Source organism: Bradyrhizobium sp. Pha-3 (genome assembly GCF_042258615.1).
In the GTDB taxonomy this organism is placed as follows: domain Bacteria; phylum Pseudomonadota; class Alphaproteobacteria; order Rhizobiales; family Xanthobacteraceae; genus Bradyrhizobium.
The window spans coordinates 3,724,539-3,741,724 of the sequence record NZ_CP170152.1 but is presented as its reverse complement, the minus strand read 5'-3'; the positions used below and the strand labels follow the sequence as shown (position 1 = coordinate 3,741,724).

23 protein-coding genes are annotated in these 17,186 nt (G+C 64.0%); 11 read left to right on the top strand and 12 right to left on the bottom strand.

What is annotated here, in order from left to right:
- Positions 1–10: 10 nt before the first annotated feature.
- Positions 11–499 (bottom strand): flagellar basal body-associated protein FliL, encoded by a 489-nt coding sequence (gene fliL, locus ACE10Z_RS17475; protein WP_223970240.1) that lies wholly within the window; start codon positions 497–499, stop codon positions 11–13.
- Between the two features lie 383 nt (positions 500–882).
- On the opposite strand from fliL, the gene flgF reads away from it, so the two are divergent.
- The 6 genes from flgF (at position 883) to ACE10Z_RS17445 (ending at position 5,642) form a co-directional block, all read left to right on the top strand.
- Entirely contained in the window at positions 883–1,647 is a 765-nt protein-coding gene (gene flgF / locus ACE10Z_RS17470) for a flagellar basal-body rod protein FlgF (protein WP_375789024.1), read from the top strand.
- A gap of 16 nt (positions 1,648–1,663) precedes the next feature.
- Entirely contained in the window at positions 1,664–2,452 is a 789-nt protein-coding gene (gene flgG / locus ACE10Z_RS17465) for a flagellar basal-body rod protein FlgG (RefSeq protein ID WP_173637555.1), read from the top strand.
- A gap of 2 nt (positions 2,453–2,454) precedes the next feature.
- Positions 2,455–3,510, top strand: coding sequence for a flagellar basal body P-ring formation chaperone FlgA (gene flgA / locus ACE10Z_RS17460; protein ID WP_375789023.1), 1,056 nt, complete (start codon positions 2,455–2,457; stop codon positions 3,508–3,510).
- A 5-nt stretch (positions 3,511–3,515) separates the two neighbouring features.
- The gene (gene flgH, locus ACE10Z_RS17455) at positions 3,516–4,268 is read left to right on the top strand and encodes a flagellar basal body L-ring protein FlgH (RefSeq protein WP_375789022.1); all 753 of its coding nucleotides are present in this window, start codon (positions 3,516–3,518) and stop codon (positions 4,266–4,268) included.
- Between the two features lie 549 nt (positions 4,269–4,817).
- Positions 4,818–5,252 carry a hypothetical protein gene (locus ACE10Z_RS17450; RefSeq protein ID WP_375789021.1) on the top strand — a complete coding sequence of 145 codons (435 nt, stop codon included), beginning with the start codon at positions 4,818–4,820 and terminating at the stop codon, positions 5,250–5,252.
- Positions 5,253–5,348: 96 nt separating this feature from the next.
- Positions 5,349–5,642: an antibiotic biosynthesis monooxygenase gene (locus tag ACE10Z_RS17445; protein ID WP_375789020.1), complete on the top strand. Its 294-nt coding sequence runs from the start codon at positions 5,349–5,351 to the stop codon at positions 5,640–5,642.
- A 69-nt stretch (positions 5,643–5,711) separates the two neighbouring features.
- Here the strand turns inward: ACE10Z_RS17445 and ACE10Z_RS17440 are convergent, their stop codons facing one another.
- The 6 genes from ACE10Z_RS17440 to ACE10Z_RS17415 form a co-directional block, all read right to left on the bottom strand.
- Positions 5,712–6,968, bottom strand: a complete 1,257-nt coding sequence (locus tag ACE10Z_RS17440) for a phosphatase PAP2 family protein (RefSeq protein WP_375789019.1) — start codon at positions 6,966–6,968, stop codon at positions 5,712–5,714.
- 200 nt (positions 6,969–7,168) lie between these two features.
- A complete protein-coding gene (locus ACE10Z_RS17435) occupies positions 7,169–7,669 on the bottom strand; it encodes a GNAT family N-acetyltransferase (protein WP_375789018.1) in 501 nt (166 codons plus the stop codon).
- Between the two features lie 40 nt (positions 7,670–7,709).
- On the bottom strand, positions 7,710–8,144 hold the full coding sequence (locus ACE10Z_RS17430; RefSeq protein ID WP_375789017.1) for a DUF1801 domain-containing protein: 435 nt from the start codon (positions 8,142–8,144) through the stop codon (positions 7,710–7,712).
- Between the two features lie 33 nt (positions 8,145–8,177).
- Positions 8,178–8,411, bottom strand: a complete 234-nt coding sequence (locus ACE10Z_RS17425) for a hypothetical protein (protein ID WP_375789016.1) — start codon at positions 8,409–8,411, stop codon at positions 8,178–8,180.
- Between the two features lie 166 nt (positions 8,412–8,577).
- On the bottom strand, positions 8,578–9,009 hold the full coding sequence (locus ACE10Z_RS17420; protein WP_375789015.1) for an SRPBCC domain-containing protein: 432 nt from the start codon (positions 9,007–9,009) through the stop codon (positions 8,578–8,580).
- Positions 9,006–9,329 carry a helix-turn-helix transcriptional regulator gene (locus tag ACE10Z_RS17415; RefSeq protein ID WP_050403489.1) on the bottom strand — a complete coding sequence of 108 codons (324 nt, stop codon included), beginning with the start codon at positions 9,327–9,329 and terminating at the stop codon, positions 9,006–9,008. Before ACE10Z_RS17415 ends, ACE10Z_RS17420 begins: the two co-directional genes overlap by 4 nt.
- Positions 9,330–9,883: 554 nt before the next feature.
- On the opposite strand from ACE10Z_RS17415, the gene ACE10Z_RS17410 reads away from it, so the two are divergent.
- A complete protein-coding gene (locus ACE10Z_RS17410) occupies positions 9,884–10,636 on the top strand; it encodes a carbonic anhydrase (protein ID WP_375789014.1) in 753 nt (250 codons plus the stop codon).
- Positions 10,637–10,639: 3 nt separating this feature from the next.
- Here the strand turns inward: ACE10Z_RS17410 and ACE10Z_RS17405 are convergent, their stop codons facing one another.
- The gene (locus ACE10Z_RS17405; protein ID WP_375789013.1) at positions 10,640–11,425 is read right to left on the bottom strand and encodes a 2-keto-4-pentenoate hydratase; all 786 of its coding nucleotides are present in this window, start codon (positions 11,423–11,425) and stop codon (positions 10,640–10,642) included.
- A 108-nt stretch (positions 11,426–11,533) separates the two neighbouring features.
- Positions 11,534–12,562 (bottom strand): SDR family oxidoreductase, encoded by a 1,029-nt coding sequence (locus ACE10Z_RS17400; protein ID WP_375789012.1) that lies wholly within the window; start codon positions 12,560–12,562, stop codon positions 11,534–11,536.
- A 98-nt stretch (positions 12,563–12,660) separates the two neighbouring features.
- Here ACE10Z_RS17400 and ACE10Z_RS17395 point away from each other — a divergent pair, with 98 nt between their 5' ends.
- Positions 12,661–13,089 carry a winged helix-turn-helix transcriptional regulator gene (locus ACE10Z_RS17395; protein WP_375789011.1) on the top strand — a complete coding sequence of 143 codons (429 nt, stop codon included), beginning with the start codon at positions 12,661–12,663 and terminating at the stop codon, positions 13,087–13,089.
- A gap of 173 nt (positions 13,090–13,262) precedes the next feature.
- Here ACE10Z_RS17395 and dksA read toward each other — a convergent pair whose 3' ends face one another.
- A complete protein-coding gene (dksA, locus tag ACE10Z_RS17390; protein ID WP_021077973.1) occupies positions 13,263–13,628 on the bottom strand; it encodes an RNA polymerase-binding protein DksA in 366 nt (121 codons plus the stop codon).
- A 222-nt stretch (positions 13,629–13,850) separates the two neighbouring features.
- Positions 13,851–14,462 (bottom strand): NAD(P)-dependent oxidoreductase, encoded by a 612-nt coding sequence (locus ACE10Z_RS17385; protein ID WP_375789010.1) that lies wholly within the window; start codon positions 14,460–14,462, stop codon positions 13,851–13,853.
- Positions 14,463–14,564: 102 nt separating this feature from the next.
- Between ACE10Z_RS17385 and ACE10Z_RS17380 the strand changes: the two genes are divergently transcribed.
- Complete coding sequence (locus ACE10Z_RS17380) at positions 14,565–14,951, top strand: helix-turn-helix domain-containing protein (RefSeq protein WP_074131694.1); 387 nt, start codon at positions 14,565–14,567, stop codon at positions 14,949–14,951.
- A gap of 72 nt (positions 14,952–15,023) precedes the next feature.
- On the opposite strand, the gene ACE10Z_RS17375 is transcribed toward ACE10Z_RS17380, so the two are convergent.
- Positions 15,024–15,437 (bottom strand): flagellar assembly protein FliX, encoded by a 414-nt coding sequence (locus ACE10Z_RS17375; RefSeq protein WP_375789009.1) that lies wholly within the window; start codon positions 15,435–15,437, stop codon positions 15,024–15,026.
- Positions 15,438–15,702: 265 nt separating this feature from the next.
- On the opposite strand from ACE10Z_RS17375, the gene ACE10Z_RS17370 reads away from it, so the two are divergent.
- A complete protein-coding gene (locus ACE10Z_RS17370) occupies positions 15,703–16,827 on the top strand; it encodes a flagellar basal body P-ring protein FlgI (RefSeq protein WP_375789008.1) in 1,125 nt (374 codons plus the stop codon).
- A complete protein-coding gene (gene flgJ, locus ACE10Z_RS17365; protein ID WP_375789007.1) occupies positions 16,827–17,183 on the top strand; it encodes a flagellar assembly peptidoglycan hydrolase FlgJ in 357 nt (118 codons plus the stop codon). The genes ACE10Z_RS17370 and flgJ overlap by 1 nt, the downstream gene beginning before the upstream one ends.
- The last annotated feature ends 3 nt before the right edge of the window (positions 17,184–17,186 follow it).

The following is a 17,186-nucleotide window of genomic DNA, read 5'->3' as shown; positions in this document are numbered from 1 at the left end:
ATCCGCCCCGTCACTGGATCACGACTTCCTTGAAGAGCACCGCGTTCACCTGGTTGGGCGCCAGCGCGAGGTTGACGCGCTTGGTCAGCTCTTCCTTGAGACGGAACAGGCCGGCCGAGCCGTTGAGATCGCTCGGGCGCAGCTCGCGCATGTAGGTCTGGAACAGGTCGGTGACGCGCGGCAGCGCCGGCTTGATCGCCTCGACCTGCTTCTCTTCCTTGATCTCGAGCACGAGCTTCAGCTTGAGATATTGCACGCGCTCGCCGGGCGCGCCGACCAGGTTGACCAGCATATCGGGCACGTCGACGAAGCTCGGCGGCTTCGGCGGCGGCGCTTCGGCGTGCTGCTCCTCACCATGACCGCGCATGAAGAAGAACCATCCGCCCGCGCCCGCGCCGAGCACGACGAGGAAGCCGACGACGGCAATGATCAGCTTGAGCTTGCCCTTCTTCGGAGCGGCCGCGCCCTCGCCGCCTTCCGTCTTTTCCTCGTCCGCCATCGTCCGCTCGCTTCAACCTGAAGGATGCGAACGCGATTTGCCCCAGCTTTGGCTTGAAGACGCGATACAAAGGCCGCCGGCGCACACGCGCCCCAATGCCGGCAACACTGGGGTCATAATGGTTAACGGAAGATTAGGATTTACCATCCACTAGGAAAAAACTGCCGGGCAAACATGGTCAACAAGACCTTTCTGCCGCCCGGCACGGCGCCCTGCAAAACACCTAAACCATTCAAATATCTGATTATTTCAAGTTGGCACAGGTTTCGCTGAGAGGACGACGTAACTGGCGGGTTTGGGAGAACCCAATGGTTACCGACGGTCCGGCGTGAAGGTTTGGGAGAACCTTTCGCATCGGATCACCTCACAGGGGAGAACCACCGATGCAGAATACGCTTCTGGTCGGACTATCGAAGCAGATGGTGCTGGAACGGCAGTTGGATGTCGTTTCCAACAACATCGCGAACATGAACACCAACGGCTACAAGGCCGACCGGTCGCTGTTCCAGGAATATCTGTCCTCGAACGCGCATGAGGACAATTTCGCGTCCTCCGACCGCCGCGTCTCCTTCGTGCAGGACCGCGCGACCTTCCACGACTTCTCGCAGGGCCCGACCGAAGAGACCAAGAACCCGCTCGATGTCGCGATCGACGGCAACGCGTTCCTGGTGGTGCAGACCCCGGGCGGCGAGCGCTACACCCGCGACGGCAACCTGGCGATCAACAATCGCGGCCAGCTCGTCACCGCTTCGGGCTACCAGGTGCTCGGCACCGCCGGCCCGATCACGTTCCAGCAGACCGATCACGACGTCAACATCGCCCCCGACGGCAACGTCAGCGTGCTCGAGGGCACGTCCCGGCTCGACTCGATCCGCGGCAAGCTGCGGCTGGTCTCGTTCGCGCAGGCCCAGCGCCTGCTGAAGGATGGCTCCAACCTCTATGTGCCGGGCGAAGGCGCGACGCCGTTGCCGGACACCAAGGCGCAGATCCGCCAGGGCTTCATCGAGAAGTCGAACGTCAATTCCGTCGTCGAGATGAGCCGCATGATCGAGATCACGCGGACCTACACCCAAATCGCCTCGCTGCTGCAGCAGCAGAGCGACCTGCACAAATCGGCGATCGAGAAGCTCGCCGACGTGCCGAACTGATCCGGGGGATTGACCAATGCGCGCACTTTATACCGCGGCGACCGGAATGGCGGCACAGGAACTCAGCGTTCAGGTGATCTCCAACAACATCGCGAACCTGCGTACCACCGGCTACAAGAAGCAGCGCGCCGCGTTCCAGGACCTGATCTACGACCATGTGCGCAGGGTCGGTGCGCAGGCCTCCGACCAGAACACCATCATGCCGATGGGCATCGACCTCGGCGGCGGCGTCAAGACCGTCGGCACGCCGCGGATGATGACCCAGGGCACGCTGTCGCCGACCGGCAACGATCTCGACATCGCGATCCGCGGCGAAGGCTTCTTCAAGATCCTGATGCCGGACGGCACCTTCACCTACACCCGCGACGGCTCGTTCCAGATGGACAATCAGGGCCGCATCGTCAACGCGCAGGGCAATTTGGTGCAGCCGACGATCACGATCCCGCAGAACGCCTCCGGCCTCACCATCAATGCGCAGGGCCAGGTCTCGGTGACGCTGCCGGGCCAGACCGCGTCGACCACGATCGGCCAGATCGGCCTGACCCGCTTCATCAACAAGGCCGGCCTGATGCCGATCGGCGACAATCTGTTCCAGGAAACGCCGGCCTCCGGCCAGCCGCAGGACGGCATCGCCAACACCGACGGCTATGGCGACATGCAGCAGAGCAACCTCGAACAGGCCAACGTCGAGGTGGTTTCGGAAATCTCCGACCTGATCGCCGCGCAGCGCGCCTATGAGATGAACTCGAAGGTGGTCTCCGCGGCCGACCAGATGATGCAATCGACCTCCAACCTGTTCCGCTGAGGATGATGTCGATGATCGCCCGCTCATTCCTGATCGCAGCCGCACTCCTCGCGGTGACCGCGCTACCAGCCGCCGCGCAAGTCCGCGGCGAGACCATCGCGGTGCCGACGCTGCGCGCCAGCGTCACGGTCGCGGACGACATCGTGCGGGTCGGCGACCTCGTCGACAACGCCGGCAGCGCCGGCAGCATTGCGATCTACCGCGCGCCCGATCTCGGCACCACGGGCACGCTGCCGGTCGCGCAGGTGCTGAACGTGCTGCGCAGCCACCAGGTGATCGGCGTCGACACCCGCGAATTGAAGGAGATCACCGTCACGCGGCTCGCGCGCACCATCGACAGCAGGGAGATCGAGCAGCAGCTGTCGCGCGCGCTGGAGGGCCGCCACGGGCTCGGCAGGGCCGGCAACATCGCGCTGACCTTCGACCGCGATCCCGGCGACCTCCGCCTCGAGGCGACCAACACCGGCGCGATGCAGCCCGTCGCGGTGCGTTACGACCCGCGCTCGACGCGTTTCGACGTCACCTTCGAGGTCAGCAACGAAGCCGGTACGGCTCCGTACAAGCTGCGCCTCACCGGGACCGCGATCGAGACCATCGATGCCGCCGTGCTGACGCGCAATGTCGAACGCGGCGACGTGCTGAAAGCCTCCGACGTGGTGGTCGAGCGCCGTCCGAAAGCCGAAATCGGCAACGACGCGGCGGTGCGCGACGGCGCCGTCGGCATGCAGATGCGCCGTCAGATCCGCGCCGGCCAGGCGCTGCGCACAGCCGACATGGCAAAACCCGATCTCGTCACCCGCGACCAGAACGTCACGCTGGTCTACCGCACCTCCGGTCTCTACCTCACGATCCGCGGCAAGGCGATGGACGGCGGCGCCGAGGGCGACGTCGTCAACGTCATGAATTTGCAGTCCAAGCGCGCCGTCACCGGCGTCGTCACCGGCCGCGGTGAGGTTTCGATCTCCGTCGCGTCCCCGCACGCAGCGCCGGCCGCCGACGCCGCCTCTTCAAATTCCGCTCCCGTCAAGCTGAGTTCAGTCGCACCAAACGCCGAGTAAAGTTCATGTCCCAGTACCGCATCAACCGCCTCATCCTGACCGGTGCGCTGCTCGCACTCGGAACGATCGCCAGCGGTTGCTCGTCGATCGACCGTCTCTCCCAGATCGGTGAAAAGCCGAAGCTGACGGAGATCGAGAACCCGACGACGCAGCCCGGCTACAAGCCGGTGCAGATGCCGATGCCGAAGCCCGAGGTCGCCTCCTACAGCCCCAACTCGCTGTGGCGCAGCGGCTCGCGCGCTTTCTTCAAGGACCAGCGCGCCGCGCGCGTCGGCGACATCCTGACGGTCACGGTGAACTTCACCGACAAGGCCGCGATCGCCAACGAAACCCAGCGCAGCCGCACCAATTCCGAAGATTCCGGGGTGACCAACTTCCTGGGATCGCAGACCATCACGCAGGCGAACAAGATCCTGCCCGGCAAGATCCTGACCGCCGACTCGACGGCATCGAGCGACGGCAAGGGCTCGGTCAATCGCCAGGAAGCGCTGCAGACCAGCGTCGCCGCCGTCGTCACCCAGATTCTCCCGAACGGAAACCTTGTCGTCGAAGGCAAGCAGGAGATCCGCGTCAACTACGAGATCCGCGAGCTGATCGTGGCCGGCATCGTGCGTCCGGAGGATATCCAGAGCGACAACACCATCGACTCCTCGAAGATCGCCCAGGCCCGCATCGCCTATGGCGGCCGCGGCCAGATCACCGACGTTCAACAGCCGCGCTACGGCCAGCAGGTTCTCGACGTGCTCTTGCCCTTCTAGCGACATGTCTGAGTAAGTCTTTTACGAGCTCCCACATCTCGTCGCGAACCTAGGCGCGGCGCGGTGTACCAACACGGCCCTCGCTAGCTCCCCTGGCGGGGGCCGTGGCATTCTTGTGACCGGTCGAATGCACTCGTGTGCTGAATGCGAAGTTCGTGCGATTTCGCGGCAGCCGCTTTCACGAACTTCGCATTCATAAAGCACACTAGAATCATAAGTTTGCGAGTGTCCTTATCGAGTCCGAAGTTCGCTCCGAAGGTGCGGCGAATGATACGAACTTCGGATTCGGGACACTGGAGCGTTTTCGAGCGAAGTGGACACCGGTTCGCGTGAAGAAAACGCCTCAAGACAGGAATCGAGAGCCCGTTCCGATTCCATCGGAACGGAAAAGGGCTCTCGCGCGATCGTCGCGCATCAGTCCGATACCACTTCGTGCAAGTCGCGCGCTCGCCTTCTCGGTTCGTTAACCGTCGGGAGAAGGTTAAGTAGCCGTCCCGCCGCTTGCAACGTAGCTAGACGACAACGCAGGGTTTGCAGTTCGTGACGGTCATGCAAAGAGACGGTCGATATGCGGCGTGGTTTCGCACGCCGCGCGGCGAAGGCACCGGAATAGTCCAGCTCGCAAACGGCAGGATCACAGGCGGCGACGCCATGTTCACCTATGGCGGCTCCTATCAGCTTGATGAGGACCGCTTCACCGCGGTCCTGACGACGCGCAGATATGCCGACGGCCCGTTCACCACGGTGTTCGGATGCGACGAGGTCGAGGCGCAGCTGACCGGGACGTTCAGCGGCAATCGCGCGGTGTGCATGGGAACCGCCAAGCAGGCCCCCGGCGTGCTGTTCGAGGCCACGCTGTTTCTGCAGCAACCGGAGCAGGCGCCCGCCCCCGGCCCAAAGACCACGGCAACGCACGCGGATGTGACGCGGCTGCCGAAGCTCCCCGACCGCCGCACGACGGTCGTGACCAGGCGTTTCAGCTGATCGGTCCGCAATCCCGATGGCATCTCCGCCCCTTCAGGCGTACCATCGCGCATGCGCGAAGCGCAGCCCGATCGATGCAGCCGGAAGGAGGAACGCATGTATGCCGCCATCCGTCACGCCAAGGCGAAGACTGGTAGCGCCGAAGAACTCGCGCGCCGGATCAAGGAAGGCGCAATTCCGATCATCAGCGACGTCGAAGGCTTCATGGCCTATTACGTGGTCTATGCTGGCGACGACACGGTCACCGCGATCAGCGTCTTCAACAACCATGCCGGCGCCGAGGAAGCCAACCGCCGCGCATTAGCCTGGATCGATGACAATCTCGGCCCATTGCTGATCGGACCGGCCACCGCGGTGGCGGGTCCAGTGATCGTGCATACGAAGGCATAGGGCCGCAACCGGGTGGCGTGCCCAGTGATCGTACACACCAAGGCGTGACGGCCGCTTCCCCGGCAAGGTTCACCCGGCAGAACTTTCCTGCGGCCCGTCTGGCGCGGGCCGCATCATCGCGATCTCTTTGAAATCGCTGGCGCGCCGGACGGCACACCATTCATGTTGCGGCGGGCGAAAGCTGCTGTGGCGCGCTCCCTGACGCGGATATTCGGATCGTGTGAGATAGGTACCAATGCGGTTCACCGCATATATCGATGCCACCGCCACCACCAGCCCGGCGATGACATCGGCGAAGTAGTGACCGCCCCAGATCGGCGTCGCCGCCAGCATCAGAGCGTTCCAAATCAAGCCGATACCTCTGAGCCAACGGAAGGGCCAGAACGCCCACGCATACAACCCCGCACTGATCGCATGAAAGCTTGGAAACGTCATGACCGGTCCCAGTTCGAACGCATCGAGCAGTCTCGTCGTGCCGTCGCGGACCAGCGGAAGCTGCTTCAATGTATGATAGTAGACCGTCGGTTCGATGTTCGAATAATCCTCGGGCGCCAGCCCAATGGCGCCGTACACACCGATAGCCGGAACGAGCGTAGAAATGACGGCTGTCGCGGCCAGACTCATGCCGACGGCGAGCACCAGCTCGGCAGCACGTCGCGACTGACCGGCCAGGCTCAGCAAAATCAGCAGCGCACAGAGTTGAGCCCAGATGGAGCCGTAGCAATTTACGAGCACCATGATCAGCCATGGCCGACTATTAACAAGATCCAGACAGGCACGAAAATCCAGGCCCAGGGACCGGTCGAAGGCGAGTAGCGTCGCATCCTGCATCGGAAACCTTGCGGATGCCGCGATGTACCCGAGCGAAGTGATGAGAGCGACTGTCAGGATGATCTGCGGAAGGACGAACAGGATCGAGAAGATCCGAGGGTTCCTGGACGCTGACCTGATGTTGAGATACCCGAACGACCCGTAGAGACCGGCGATCCCGAGCAGGATGAGATAGCTGCTGATCCGCACCCGAAAGTCCGTCAGAAGAACTGCGCTTATGAAGGCCGCAAGGATGATCGCGATGAAGATCCAGTTCAGCCGCAACAGCTGCAGAGTGGCCGCAATCTGCGCGGCATCGGTTCCGTTCGATCGAACCTTGGCCGGCTGTCGTCTTGCCGGCCAGCCAGACTGATCCATGGCGCTGCGAGGCTGCAGGCCTCGAAGCTGATCTGTCGTAGCTACCGATCTCGGGGGGGCCTGCTGTGCGACATCGGTGTCGGCCGACGACGCGATCCGTGACGGACCGACCAACTGACTGAGCATTGCGACTGCCATTCCAGCGGGCGCCTCGACACGAGACCCGCTCATTCCACAGCCACAGGTTTAGCAGCCACACGATCAATTGCGTTGGTACGCCGATACAACCTGCGGCAGGTCGCCGGTCATTTGTATCCAATGGTGAATGATTGGTTTCCTGATATTTCTGGCGACTGGAGTTCCCGTGCGCAGAACTCCGGTTCCCGTCGTGGTCCGGGCTATTTGGGGTCGGGCCTGTTACTCAGGACCACGAAAACCTTGCCATCGAAGTCGTATCGCGCGACCTCGCGCATACCGAGCCGCAGATGCGCGTTGAGTGAGCGCGGATTGTCTTCCCTGATGAACAGGATCGCTTCGCGGCCGGGAAACGTTGCTTGAAGCATGGCGTAGAGCGCGTCGAGGACGCCGAGGCCGCGCGCGTTCGGGGCGACGCACACGGGGCCATACACATACGCATCGGGGCCGCCCGGCCAGGCCTTCAGCATGGCCTGCACCGGCGGGGCCTCGCCAAACCCTTTCTCCGACGTCAGGAGCGCGCCGAGCAGCCTGCCCTCATCGCCGGTCGCGATGACGATCGATTGCCCACGTGCAATGCGCGTCTCAATCGCCTCGCGCGGCCATTGCCCCAGCAGCATGCCGCCGCGGTCGCCGGCGTTGGCCGTCAGCAGCGCGGAGATCGCTTCCGCATCCGACGATGTGGCGAGCCTGGTCTCGATCATCGCGGTTCGATCGGGTCAGCAGGCCGGATGCCGGCGCAGCTCATGCCTTCTTCTTCGCGGTTGCGCGAGCGCCCGCGGCCGCCTTCTTCGCCGGCTTCTTCGCAGTTTTGCTGGATTTGGCCTGGTTGAGCTCGATCGCAGCACGAATCAGGGCCTTCAGCGCGCGGTCGTTGATCTTGTCGCCCTCGAACAGATCGATCGCGCGTCGCACATTGCCTTCGAAGCCGGTGTTGAACAGCTTGTCGGGGTCCGGAAGTTGCGCGCCATACATGAAGGTCAGCTTCACCTTGCCCTTGTGGGCGTTGCCGACCGCGATGATGCCGTCGCGCGACCACACCGGGCTGCCCATCCACTTCCATTCCTCGATGATCCCGGAGTCGGCGGCGAGGATGCTCTTGCGCAGGCTGGCCAGCGTCTTGCCGCGCCAGTCGGTGAGATCCTCGATCATCTGGTCGATACGTTCCGATGCCGTCATTGCTGCCTCGTGGTCCCTGCCTGTCTCATGCAATCACACTTGTGAGGCGGAGGTCGATCCCCCCTGTATCCGCCGCGGCGCCAGATAGGGTAACGCGAACAGATACAGGCCGCTCAGCAGCATGAAGATCAGCGGGAACAGCGCCAGCAGGCCGATCCAGACGGCTTGCTGCTGCAGAACCATCGCGACGATGTTGATGATGACGGCAACCGTAAAAGCGATCGAGAGCCAGCGGTGAAATTGCCTGATCCAGTTATTCCAGTTCATGTGACCTCCTGTTGGATAGGTGTTGAATAGATCGTCATTGCGAGGAGCTCGCGACAAAATTGGAAGCAATTTTGCGCTGAAAGCGACGAAGCAATCCATCTATCCAATGCGGCACGATGGATTGCTTCGCTTCGCTCGCAATGACGCGAGAGAGAAGGAGAGACGATCAGTCCTCGCGCACCAGCAGCTGATCGAGATTCTCAAGGAACTGCTTCCACCCGGCATGGGCGCCGCCATAAGCCTGCTTCTGATGCGGCTGGAAGCCGGACTGCTCGACGCGCAGATGGGTGCCCTTCGCCGTCGGCGTCAGCGTGAAGACCACCACGCTCTCGAGATTGTAGGCGGCATCCGCATGCGCGAAATTCCAGGTGTAGGACAGCGTCTTGTGCGGCTCCACGGTGAGCACCTTGCAGTCCAGCACGCCGCCCCACTCGCCGCGCAGATTGAAGCTGTGCCCGACCTCGGGCTTGAAGTCGTTCTTCATCAGCCACTCCTCCATCAGATGCGGTTGCGTCAGCGCGCGCCAGAGCTTTTCCGGCGGATGGGGAAATTCGCGCTCTACGATTGCGGAGCGCGTCTCACGGGTGGTCTTGTTCATTGGTCCATCCTTTTGAGAAGATCTTCGAGGTGGTCGAACCGGTTCTGCCAGAAGCCCGCCATCTGGCTGGTCCAGTCGATCAGCGGCGCCAGCGCGCCGAGTTGCGCGCTGTAATGCGTCTGCCTTCCTTCATGGCGATCGCGCACCAGCCCGGCCTGCTTCAGCACGCCGAGATGTTTCGACACCGCCGGCTGCGAGATCTTTGCCCGCGCCGTCAGCGCACCGACGGTCTGCTCACCCTCGCGGCACAGGCGCTCGAAGATCGCCCGGCGGGTCGGGTCTGCGAGGGTTCGAAACAGCACGTCGTGAGCGTCCGGCATTTTGCGATCAATAACCCGTTGGCTATGGATTGATTAACGTATAACTGATGGGCTATGGATTGGTCAAGCGGGAAGCTGAGGAAGGCCTATCGACAGCCGGACTGCCTCATTTGGGCTGGGTTGACGCAAATCAACCCGCCGACTTACTCATAGCTATCTGGTTATATTCAAGTCTCTGCTTTGCCACGGGCCTCATGGGTGCGACCGGCACCCGGCTTTCCCTGCGCCCTCTGTTTTCAGAGCGGAGAAACGAGATGCAAGACTCGCGCAATAAGTGTCGCGAGAACGCGGATGTTCGACTCACAGACCGTCCCACACACTCACGGTCGTCCCGGCGAAGGCCGGGATCCATAACCACAAGAGGATATTGTTGAGCGTCGCTGGAACGACGAGTCCCGTTCACTACAATTGCTGCGGCGTATGGGTCCCGGCCTTCGCCGGGACGACAGTCTTGGATACAGCCGACGCGAGCGCACGAGTGCAATAATTGCGAAGGCATTGCGCATGACCTACACATATCGCGCGGATGCGGTCCTTGTTCACGGAGAACCTTGATGTGCCAGCTCTGCGAAATCGCGGCTCCCAGCCGAACCTCCCGGCGCGTCTTCCTCGCTGGCGCGGCGTGCACCGCGGCCAGCCTTGCGCTTGCGCCGGCTGTGACGGCCAAGGAGAAAAAAAAGCCGCCGAAGCCGCAGAACGTGCTGCCGCCGGACGCGGCGCTCGACCGGCTGGTGAAGGGCAATCTCCGCTACGTCGAAGGCGTCTCGCGGCGGCATGATTTCAAGCACGAGCGCGAGGCGCTGGCCGGCGGACAGAACCCGTTCGCCGGCATCCTGAGCTGTGCGGACTCCCGCATCGGACCGGAATACGCCTTCGATACCGCGCGCGGCGATCTGTTCGTCTGCCGCGTCGCCGGCAATTTCGCCAGCGACGAGATGATCGCAAGCCTCGAATATGCCTCGTCGGTGCTCGGCGTGCCGCTGTTCATGGTGCTCGGCCACGACAGGTGCGGGGCGGTCGACGCTGCGATCAAGTCGCTGAAGGACAACACCACCCTGCCCGGCCATCTGCCCTCGCTGGTCACCGCGATCGCGCCAGCGGTGAAGGCGACCGAGGGCAAGCCGGGCGACCGGCTCGCCAACGCTATCAGGCAAAACGTCATCGACAACGTCGCGAAGCTCAAGACGGCGACGCCGATCCTCAGCGCCGCGGTCGATCAGGGCAAGCTCAGGATCGTCGGCGCGGTCTATCGGCTGACCGACGGCAAGGTCGAACTTGTCGCGGATGGCAAACGGCCGGCGATGTGAAAGTCAGGTGAAGGTCGCTTCCACCTTGCCGAGCCCATCGAGCTCCATCACGACCGTGTCGCCCGCCTTCAGCCATATCGTCTTGACCAGGCTGCCGGTCAGCACGATCTGGCCGGCATGCAGGCCGCGGCCTTCGGCGGCGAGATGATTGGCAAGCCAGGCGAGCGCGTTGTGAGGATGGCCGAGCACGTCGGCGCCGGTGCCGCACCCCTCCTCCTTGCCGTTGACGAGCGCGCGTCCGGTGACCTTGCGCAGATCGGGCACGGTGATGCGCGGCACGGCCTCGCCGAGCACGCAGCCGGCGGCGAAGAAGTCGTCGGCGATCAGCGTCGGAGCGCCGAGCGTCTCCCATTTGACGTAGCGGTCGTCGACGATCTCGATCGCCGGATGGTAGGCCTCGATCGCCTCCGCGACCCATTCGGCGGTGAACGGCGCTTCGCTGGGAGCAAGACTGCGTGCCAGCCGCACCGCGATCTCGCATTCGACGCCGACATGGACGAAGTCGGCCGCCGGCAGCTGCACGCCGCTGTCATGCACGACCTTCTCGAACACGCCTCCGCCGCAGGGGTGCGGGATGTTGATGTACTCCTGCATCACCGCGCTGGTGCAGCCGATCTTGTAGCCGACAAGGCTGCCGACCTGTGGCTGCAGCAAATCGTGCAGCGCATACTGCACGCGATAGCCTTCGGCCTCGTCAAGCGGCACGACGTCTTTGGCGAGCGCCTTGAGCGGCGCGCGGCTGCGGCGCGCGCTGGCGATCGCCTTTGCGGCCGCGAGGACCCGATCCATCTGCGCAGCCTCCCTGATGTTCTCGGCGGCGCGGTGGCGCCGCCGTCTGCTCACGGCAATTCAGCACTCGCCGACGCGTCTGGCAAGCACGCCGGACGGGAGAGGCCGTCAGGCTTTGACCAGGCCGAGCCTGATCAGGCTCTCGGCGGTCGCGACGATCATCTCCTCATTGCCGCGCGGGCGCCAGCCGAGCAGGTTCTGCGCCTTGGCGCTGGTCGAGCGGCGCACCTTGCCGAGCAGCGGCAGGGTGGCGCGGGCCAATGGGTTGCGCCGCGCGGCGAGCCGGATCATCCAGTCCGGCGCCTGGAACCGGGGCACACGCCGCGCCTTGCTGCCGAGTTTCCTGCGCAGCAGCTGGGCCATCTGCAGGACCGACATGGTCTCGCCGGCGACCGCGAGGAACCGCTCCCCCTTGGCCTTGGGCGAGGTCATGGCGCGCAGATGCAGGTCGGCGACGTCGCGCACGTCGACGAGGCCGAAATGGATCCGAGGCACCGCCGGCATGGCGCCGTCGAGCAACGCCTTGATGATGCCGATCGACTCCGAGAAATCAGGCCCGAGCGCCGGACCGAACACCGCGGTCGGATTGACCACGGCAAGCTCGAGGCCATTGCCTTCGCGCGCGACGAAATCCCAGGCAGCGCGTTCGGCCAAGGTCTTGGATTTCGGATAGGCCTGCACATCGAGGCCGTCGAGATTGGACCAGGTGGTCTCATCGAACGGGTTGGCTTGCGGCGGATGGCCATAGCCGATCGCCGCAAACGACGAGGTCACGACGACGCGCTTGACCCCGGCGTCGCGCGCCGCGCGCAACACCCGCAGCGTGCCTTCGCGCGCCGGAACGATCAGCTCGTTCTCGTCCTCCGGCACATGCGCGCCGAGCGGTGATGCGACATGCAGCACGTAGTCACAGCCCGCGGCCGCCTCGCGCCAGCCGGCATCGCGCAGCAGGTCGGCGGTGACGAAGCCGACCTGGTCGGCCGCAAGCGCGCCACCCTCGCGCAGCATCGCGATCACGTCCTTGCTGCGATCCCGATTGCGCAGCGTGGTTCGCACCGTATGCCCGTCGGCAAGCAGCTGCAGAATTGTATGCACGCCGATGAAACCGGATCCGCCCGTGACCAAAACCGTGCTCATGTCCCTAGCCTCTTCATGGTTCGTCAGATCGGGCACACATCGCACCGCCCACCCTGCGCAGGCCGCATCTGGTCACTATCTGACGTTGGACAAGTAGAATGAAATTCGAGACCGGTATGGAAAACAATACCAGCGAACTGTGTGACGGCGGTGAATGCGAGAGCTGCCCGACCGACCCTAATCTGCTGATCGAGTTCAAGCACGCGATCCACGCGCTCGGCGGCAAATGGAAGCTCGAGATCCTGTTCACGCTGATGAACGGCGGCGTGCGGTTCGGCGCGCTGCGCCGCGCGCTGGTGCCGATCACCCAGCACATGCTGACCGCGCAATTGCGCGAGCTCGAGCACGACGGGCTGGTGTCGCGCAAGGTGCTCGCCGAGAAGCCGTTGCAGGTCGAATACGAGCTGACGGATTCAGCCTGGGGCCTCGCGCCGGCCTTCCGCGAATTACTGGCGTGGTCGAAGCTCCACGGCCCTCGCCGTCACGCGGAGGCAAGCGGAACGACGCTCGGAGCCCGACTGGCCTGAATATCGTCTCGATGGGAGACGATTGTCGCTCAAGCGATCACGAGCCCGGCGCTCCGCGGTGGCGCCATCAGCCCAGGAAGAAGACCGATGCGACGTTGAGAGTACGTGTCAACATGGCGGCGCGAACCTACAACCGGTGCGCGCCGGAAGCAATCTGTAGCGGTCCGCCGCCACTATTCGTCGCGATAGACCTTCTCGCGCTTCTCGTGGCGTTCCTGCGCCTCCACCGACAGCGTCGCGATCGGGCGGGCTTCGAGCCGCTTCAGCGAGATCGGGTCACCGGTCTCTTCGCAATAGCCGTAGGTGTTGTCTTCGATGCGCTGGAGCGCCGCGTCGATCTTGGAGATCAGCTTGCGCTGACGATCGCGGGCACGAAGTTCGATCGCGCGGTCGGTTTCCGAGGAAGCTCGGTCCGCGAGGTCGGGGTGATTGACGTTCTCTTCCTGCAACGTCTGCAGCGTGACCTTCGATTCGCGGAGGATCTCATCCTTCCAGGCCAGCAGCTTGGCGCGGAAATAATCACGCTGCCGCTCATTCATGAAAGGCTCTTTTTCAGTCGGCCGGTAGTTCTTCAGCTTTTCCAAAGGCAGCCATGTCCCTGTCTGGCGGAGGGAACAAAACCCCTCCGCGCGGCGCCTTATATAGCCACGTCATGTGACAGACAATATCTGCCACCGCGAAAGGCGGGCTGCCCCCAAGGCCTTGCACAGGCAAACTTATCCGCCCTACCTGGAGCCAGCCCTTGCCCCTCTCCTCACCCCTCAGTAGCCGACCGTGAAACGCTGGCGGATATGGGCCTGGCGCTCGATTTCGTCGGCGAGTGCAACTGCGAAGTCCTCGAACGAGATCGAGCTCTTCCCGTCCTCGGCGGTCAGAAGCTGGTCGGTCCCGAGCCGGAACTTGCCGGTCCGCTCGCCCGCCACGAACAGCGCCGAGGGCGACAAAAAGGTCCAGTTCAGGTCCTTTTCCTGGCGCAGCAGGTCGAGGAATTCGGCCCCCTTGGAGGCCTCGGCCTTGTACTGGGCCGGGAAGTTCGGCGTGGTCACCAGGCGGACGCCCGGGGCGACCTCGAGGCTGCCGGCGCCGCCGACCACGAGATAACGGCCGACCCCGGACGCCTTGGCGGCCCCGATCAGCTTGACCGGGTCGCTGACGGTGAAATGGACGGAACTGATCGCGGCATCGTGGCCGGCCCACAGCGCGGTCAGGGCGGCCTGGTCGTTCACATCCCCCTTCACGGCAGTAACGTTCGGCAGGGCTGCGATCTTCTCCGGGTTGCGGGCGATGGCGGTGACGGCATGGCCGCGACGGGCGAGTTCCGCGGTGAGGCGCGAGCCGGCCTGGCCGGACGCGCCGGCGATGGCGATCTTCATCAAAGTCTCCGATTGATAGTTTCCAATGGTGACTAGATAGCGAAATGAATGTAGGTGTGAAGAAGGCACTCTTGTCTCACCTGATTACGCCGGAGTAACCCGATGAAAGCCGCCAGCCTGAAACCGGACGCCTATGCCGCCAATTGCCCGACGCGCCAGATCCTCGACCGGGTCGGCGACAAATGGGCGGTGCTGATCCTGCTGCTGCTTCGCAGCGAGCCGATGCGCTTCAACCAGCTTCGCCGCGCCATCGAAGGCATCTCGCAGAAGATGCTGTCCCAGGTGTTGAAGAGCCTGGAGCGCGACGGGCTGTTGCGCCGCCGTGCGATCGCAACCGTTCCGGTCACCGTGGAGTATTCGATCACGCCGCTCGGATCGACGCTCGCCGAGGCGGTCGATCCGCTGCGCGATTGGGCCGAGCAGAATCTGAAGGAAGTGCTGGCCGCACAACGCCGCTACGACGCGCAGCGCAAGGCACTGGCGGCCTGAGCAGTGGCGGCCTGAGGCACTGCCGGCCTGAGGCAGTGGCGGCATGAAACAGGTCAGGTGATCGGGAGGGGCCTAATACTGCCCGGCCTTGGCGAGCTCGACTTCGACGCGCAGCTCGATCTCGCCCAGCACGGCATCGAGGCCGGGGTCACCGGAGGATTCCTTCAGGCTCGCCGCGGCATCACGCAGCCGGTTCACGGTCGAGGAATCGAAATTGCCGGACAGCAGTCCGAGCTTGAGCGCGTCGAGCACGTCGAGCGCGCCCTTGCCGCGCGCCACCGAGCGCTTGCGGCGTTCGGTCGGGTCTTCGACGCCCTGCAGCGCGAGCAGCGCATCGAGACTCGTGGCGGCCTTCGGCGCGGCGGTGGAGCGGACCTCCTCCTGCGCAGTCGTCGCATCCGGCAGCGAGAAGCCGCCCGACGAGGTGCGCCGCGTCGAGCTGGTCGACGTGCCAAGCGTGGTGCCATTCGGTCCGTAGATGCGCATCGTCATGATCCCGCAGGCCTGAATGCCGCGAGCATCGCCGTTTTATGGTTAACGGTGCGTAAACGACCCGGCAATTTCTGCCGCCGCACGGCAGTTTCGCGCTCCCCGGCGAACCGGAGCCGAATGGCGGTCCGGAAATTTCGATAAATATATCAATACATTGCCTCAACGAAACGAAGTGGCACGCGGCTCGCATGGTTAATGGCGGATCGCCGTCATGGGAGTGTCGCGCGGTCCGCGCGTTGAAGTTCGAGGGGAGCACTGGATGCCCGGCATCCGCATCGTAAGCATATTCGGGTTGGCCTGCGCCGCGCTGCTGGCGCTGGCGGTCTCCGTCATGCCGGCGGCCGCGACGTCGCGGATCAAGGACCTCGCCAACATCGAGGGCGTGCGCCAGAACCAGTTGATCGGCTACGGCCTCGTCGTCGGCCTCAACGGCACCGGCGACACGCTGAACAACATCCCCTTCACCAAGCAGTCGCTGCAGGCAATGCTCGAGCGCATGGGCGTCAACATCCGCGGCGCCACCATCCGCACCGGCAACGTCGCCGCCGTGATGGTCACCGGCAATCTGCCGGCCTTCGGCACCCAGGGCACCCGCATGGACGTCACCGTCTCCGCGCTCGGCGACGCCAAGAACCTGCAGGGCGGCACCCTGCTCGTCACCCCCCTGCTCGGCGCCGACGGCAATGTCTATGCGGTGGCACAGGGCTCGGTCGCGGTCGCCGGCTTCGCGGCCGAAGGCGCCGCCGCCAGCGTCGTGCGCGGCGTGCCGACCGTCGGCCGGATCGCCAACGGCGCCATCATCGAGCGCGAGATCGAGTTCGCGCTCAATCGCCTGCCTAACGTGCGGCTCGCGCTGCGCAACGCCGACTTCACCACCGCCAAGCGCATCGCCGCCGCGGTCAACGACTATCTCGGCGTCAAGACCGCCGAGCCGATCGATCCTTCCACGGTGCAGCTTGCGATCCCGCCGGAGTTCAAGGGCAACGTCGTGGCCTTCCTGACCGAAATCGAGCAGTTGCAGGTCGATCCCGATCTGGTGGCGAAGATCGTGATCGACGAACGCTCCGGCGTCATCGTGATGGGACGCGACGTGCGTGTCGCGACCGTCGCCGTCGCGCAGGGCAATCTCACCGTCTCGATCTCCGAGAGCCCGCAGGTCAGCCAGCCCAATCCGCTGTCGCGCGGCCGAACGGTCGTGACACCGCGCACCAGCGTCGGCGTCAGCGAGGACGGCAAGAAGTTCGCCGTGGTCAAGGACGGCGTCTCGCTGCAGCAGCTCGTCGACGGCCTCAACGGCCTCGGCATCGGGCCGCGCGATCTCATCAGTATCCTGCAGGCGATCAAGGCCGCCGGCGCGATCGAAGCCGACATCGAGGTGATGTGATGGGAAGCCTGATCAACAGCACCACCGGCAGCATGCCGAACAAGGCGTTGATGCCGATGTTCAATGGCCGCCCCGATCCGGTGCTGCAGGATGCGATGAAGAAAGTCTCGCCGCAGCAAATCACCAAGGCGAAGGCGACCGCGACCGACTTCGAATCGATGTTCCTCAATACGATGTTCTCGCAGATGACCACCGGCCTGAAGGGTGAAGGCCCCTACGGCGACACGGTCGGCACCGGCGCATGGCGCTCGATGCTGACCGACGAATATTCGAAGGACTTCGCCAAGGCCGGCGGCGTCGGCATTTCCAACGAAGTATTCCGCTCGCTGATCCTGCAACAGGCGAACAAGAGCTAATTC